The sequence below is a fragment of the Halomonas sp. DQ26W genome, from assembly GCF_003339685.1.
Taxonomy (GTDB): domain Bacteria; phylum Pseudomonadota; class Gammaproteobacteria; order Pseudomonadales; family Halomonadaceae; genus Halomonas.
In genome coordinates this window covers 1-5,095 of sequence record NZ_QPKI01000053.1, presented here as the reverse complement: position 1 = coordinate 5,095, position 5,095 = coordinate 1, and the positions used below count along the sequence as shown (strand labels likewise).

3 protein-coding genes and 1 pseudogene are annotated in these 5,095 nt (G+C 62.0%); all 4 read right to left on the bottom strand.

Features of this window, described 5'->3' with window-relative positions; genetic code table 11:
• Positions 1–438: pseudogene (locus DU490_RS16765) on the bottom strand (hypothetical protein); the annotation flags it as partial.
• Between the two features lie 207 nt (positions 439–645).
• On the bottom strand, positions 646–3,144 hold the full coding sequence (locus tag DU490_RS16760) for a toxin VasX (RefSeq protein ID WP_114575360.1): 2,499 nt from the start codon (positions 3,142–3,144) through the stop codon (positions 646–648).
• Positions 3,137–4,099, bottom strand: a complete 963-nt coding sequence (locus DU490_RS16755) for a DUF4123 domain-containing protein (protein ID WP_114575359.1) — start codon at positions 4,097–4,099, stop codon at positions 3,137–3,139. Before DU490_RS16755 ends, DU490_RS16760 begins: the two co-directional genes overlap by 8 nt.
• The coding region (locus DU490_RS16750) for a type VI secretion system Vgr family protein (protein ID WP_114575358.1) at positions 4,080–5,095 on the bottom strand (1,016 nt) is incomplete at its 5' end. The genes DU490_RS16750 and DU490_RS16755, both read right to left, overlap by 20 nt.

Genomic DNA, 5,095 nt, shown 5'->3' with positions numbered 1-5,095 from the left:
ATCGGCCGATAGCCAGGCCTGCCACACCCGCAGCGCGTCGCCCTCGACATAGGTTGCGGCTTCTGGCAGTTCTCGACTCAGCTCGGTGGCAGGGCGCTCAGCAAAGCTGTCCGACGAAGCCCAAAAACCCCCCATAGCACTCTGCGAGATCGTTACCTTCTCTCCACCGATCGCAGCAGGCAGCGCCAGTTGAACCCAGTAGCCCTGGAGCGTTTCCACCCTTGTGCCAGGCGAAAACTGAGAAGACGTTCGTGATATATCGAACTCGGTTCTGACGACCGGCGTCAGCTTGAGCGAGGGAGCAAAGAGAGCTTCATTGAGAGCGCGCAGTTCAGCAACCCGGTCAGCATCGCTATCGGACCACTTGTTGGCGTTGCCCCATGTGCTTTGATAGAGCCATAGACGAACGCCTTCACGGCGATAGTGCTCGGCAAGCATGGAAGCAACCAAATAGCCAACGCTTAGAGCCAGAAGGGCCCAACTAGCCCAAGGGGCTAGAATCCAGCCAAAGGCAAACCAGCGACCTAGCAGGGCCCCACCTAGTTGAGCACTGCCAATAACAGACATACCCACCGTCGCTCCCAATTTTGCCCATAGGGCATTTTTTTCCTCTGAGCTGCTGGTTTGACTGGTTTGTTGCCAAATCTACCATGACTCAACTCCCGCCCCGATAGCAGCAAAAGCGGCCATACCCGCGACGCGGTTGGATAACTTCGCTAAGATTCGTGCCGTGCTAGCTTGCCCGGCAGCTTGCCACCTGGATATTCCTGCCCCGGTTATTTTCCTCGTTGTTCCACGCAGCGAGACCATCTGGTTGGCATGCTGTTGCCAATAGGGGATGACCCATAGCGCCATTACTGCGGCGCTGGCGTAGCTGGCCTGGCTGGCGATCTTGCTCAAGTCTGCCTGGTCCACGCCGTCTCGTTGTGCATTGCGGATGCTGTCGGCCACGTTGACCAGATTGAGTGCGGCGATAAGCAGCGGCAACCCGCCAATGCCTCGACTCTCCATCCACTGAGCCATGCGCTGCCGAGCCGCCACAACGCTACCTGCACCGCGCTGCATGCGTAGGCGATGCTGCTCGCGCAGCTCATCGAAACCCAATGTAGCAAGCGGCGCCGCAGCGCCTTGGGCAGGACCTGCGGTAAAGCGCTTCGGCTCTTGCAGCGCCAAAGCCTGGTGGTCGTTTTCGAGCGAACCAAGCGTGCGCAACACCTCGGCACGCCGGCCAGGCGACATCGGTGCACGCAGCAAAAGCTGTTGGGCCTTGATTTGTATCGACAGGCGAAGCATACCGGCACGCCAGTGGCGCTGCTGAGCCATGGCCCCGTCGTTGCGCTGCAAGAAAGTCCCCTGATTATCAGGGTGAACGAAGGCCGCCAACAGGGCAATCGAGGCCCCCCTGGCGGTTTGCTGCGCGGCCACCTGAGCCCCGGCACCAGCTGCAGGCAACGCCTGATAGGCAAGCGCTTCCCATACTTGCCTACCGGCGCCTGCTGCCACCTTCTGCAATGTGGAAAACGTATCTTGTACAGGCTGGGCCAATGCCAGGAACAGTGCCGATTGTTGCACATGTTCCAGACTCAATACGGCATCGACGTTGCCGGCAAAGCCAGCCACATCGCTTGGCATGACGCCAAGCCCGCCAGCGCCATCCGCTCCTCCCTCTAGCCACTGCTGAGCGATACTATCAAGGGCCGCAGCCAGCGCCGGCGAAAAGTTGAAGAGCCCGGTACCGATCAGGCTGTCACGCTCCCGGAAGGTGTCGGTGAGCCACTGCCGTCCCTGCTCTGTGGCCCCCAAGGCTTCACTGACCAGAGCGGCGAATTCCAACAAAGTCTGCGATTGCTCTTCGTCGCAAAGGTCGAAACAGAGGCTTTCACCATCCGTGGGCAGTCGCTCTAACCAGACGATGACATCTTCGAGATTGGCTTTTGCATGAGCTTGCAACCGTTCCAAACGCGGCTGCTCGGTGTTGATGAATTTTACGACACCGGCATAGTCGACATCGCCTCGCCAGCGCCGTTTGCTCCGCCATGCGTCTCGTTCATCGCGGCTCGGCGGTTCGATCCCCATGGCGGCCAGATTGGAGTCGATTGCGGCGATGCGCTCCTCATGCTGACGCTGCAATGGAGAACCGGCCCGACCAAAGGGTGAGCCCCGGTTAATTGCGGTGGACAGCGCCTGCGCCTCCTGAGCCTCCAGCCGCTGCTGAAGAAGTCGTTGAGCCTGACGAGACATCTCAGGGTCGTTGCGTACCGCTTCTGGCAAGTCGCTGTCGTCGGGGCCACACAAGGCCTGGGTCACCAGGGCTGTTTCCAGTTTGTGGCCATTTTCGTCGAGGAAGGCTTCCAGCTCCGCTTCCCGACCCAATAACGCCATGATCAGATCGTTGACGATGCCAAGGTCGTCATCTAGTGCGACGAAGAGCGCTTCGTCATGACATTTTACTTGGGCCAGAACGCTGTCCTGAGTGATTTCCGGCTTGACGGAGAGAACTTCGTAAAGGCCATCGTCACTTTCCTCTCCCTCACTCTCTTCACGCTCGGCAGTAGAGACGGTGGTTGAGGTAAACCCATCGACGGCTCCGTTGGGCGTGACATCCGCCACGTGCTCGGCAAGCTGGGTGATAGGGCCGACGTTGGCAGGGAAAGCGCCACCCGGCTGAGCCGTGCCCGTTAATGCTGCCAGCAAGTCGACGGAGCGCATCACGCGCTGGCGCGCCTGCGCATCGGCAAGCATGTAGGCCTGGATGCGTTCGGTCCATTGCACCGGGGAATAGGCCAGGGCAAGCCGTGCTTGGGTGGAGTAGGTCAAATGGGGCTGCCCGCCAAAAGTAGCGCCCTCGACCCGATGCTCATCGATGCGCTGCTCGCCCTCTTCCTCGACCCAGACGTACACCCAACCATCGCGCAGTTGGCGCAGCGTGTAACTGCGAGTCTGCAGCTCGGGATAGTTCGGGCCCTGCCAGGGTGAAGCCAGGGGGTGGGGGGCCGGCTCCCCAGCTTGGCCCGGCGCTTCATCAATGGCGTAGCGCACGGGAAAGAGAGCGACATCGAGCAATAGCGGACACATGCCGCCGCCCAGCGGTGATTCATCGAATCGAGCGTCGCGTCGTTGACTCTGGACGTCCCTGTCAGTCATCGGAAACCTCGTTTTCAGATATTGTTCGTGAGCTCGCTTTGCCCTGCAGGGCCATGGCCTCGGGCGTTCGGCTCCAGACATCGAGTGCGTAGAGCCGTTCTTGGCGGGAGAGCCCCGCGGCTTGTGCGGTGCGGGCAATCCAATGGAGATATAATCCGTCACTAGCGCTCATGAAGTTCTCGCCCCAGTGCAGGCTCAGATCGAGCCAGATTGCTATCTGCCGCTCGGTCGAGGCTCCCCAGGCCATCGCATCATCGATACGCGCATCCATCCACTCCCCCCGGCCTTCGGGGGGCAGCGCCTGCCAGGCTTGGCTGGCACTATCTTGGAAGTGCTCGGCCAGCTGCTCCTTGAACTGCCAGCGCGTCACCGCTTCCAATGCCGCGAGTTGGGGCGCCCCCAGGACGTTTTGCAGCGGGCGCTCATCGTGTTCACCGAACCGGGAGCTCTCATCGGACTGAAAGGCATGCCAGGCCAGTACCGAGGCCACTCCCCAGCTAGGCGACCATTCTGCGACCCACCATTTATGAACAGAGCCCATGACGTCTGCAGGCACCGCGTTGCCATGACTGGCCAGCCAGTGGCGTGTCACGAGAGGGTCGGCAAAGCGCAGCAGCTTTTCATGCTGGCCTGTCCCTCTGAACGTAACGAACTGGCGCAAGTGGTCAGCTAATTCCGCACTGCTTGCATCAGTTTGCAGCCACGTCAGAGCTCTTGGCCACTCCCCCTGCTCATCACGTAACACCTCATCAGGAAGCCCCGTACCACGCAGGCGCACTAGAATAGGACCTTGCTCTGCCAACGACGCCCAGCGGGTCGTCAAATACAGCGGCTCGATGTCGGCGATATCGTCCCGGCTGTACAGGCGCTCGAAGGCGTGGGAATAGCGCACACCATCCACCAGCGCATGGGTGGCCTCCCGTAAGTTACCCATTTCAGCGGCTTCCCTGACCATTGGCTACTTCTTCGCATATCTCGCAGCTGGCCGGGGCCTTGAGCAGTGCCTTGAGCTGAGCCGGACGGTTGATCGGGGCGACGATCTCATGCGACTCGCCCGTTGCCTCCCGCGGCAACGCCGGCGCCTGGGCCGCCTGGCCGGAGCCGGAGCCTGGGCTACCGCCGGAGTTGATCTTCACGCTGGCACCGACGATGGTGACGCCGCTGGGGTCGAGCTTGATGAAGCTGCCGCCGGCCTTGAGGGTGATCTCGGCGCCGGCTTCGATCACGACCTTCATGCCCGCCTTGTGGTGGATCTCCTGGCCGGCCTCGACCAGCTGGGCGCGGCCGATCTTCTCGTGGCGGCTGGCGTCGACGATCAGGTGGTCGTCGCCGTCGATTTGGGTGTGCCGCTGGCCGTGTACCGTCAGGTGGTCATCGGCGTGGACCTCGCCAATACGGTCGTTGTGCACGGTGAGGAAGCTGTCGTTGCCGATCTCCTCGGTGCGGTCGTTGTTGGTGAGCAGCTCCAGGTCCTTCTGGGCGTGCAGCCAGATCTGTTCCCGCTCGGCTTCGTCCTCGAAGCGCAGTTCGTTGAAGCCGTCGCCCTTGTGGCTCTGGGTGCGGATCACCGTGCGGGTCTTGTGCTCGGGCAGGGCGTAGGGCGGGGTGTTCACCGCGTGGTAGGTGCGCCCGGTGATCAGCGGCTGATCCGGATCGCCTTCGAGGAAGGACACGATCACCTCGTGCCCGATCCTGGGAATCGCGATGCTGCCGTAGCCGCCACCGGCCCAGCCCTGGCTCACTCTCAGCCAGGCGCTGGCGGTTTCGTCGGGCTCGGCGTAGCGGTCCCAGGGGAACTGCACCTTGACCCGGCCGTGCTCGTCGCAGTGGATCTCCTCACCCTCAGGGCCGACCACGAAGGCGACCTGGGGGCCGTCGACGCGGGGCTTGGGGTCGGGCTCGGGGCGCCAGGCGGTGTCGGCGGGGGTGAGCAGCAGCTCGTTGTAGTAGC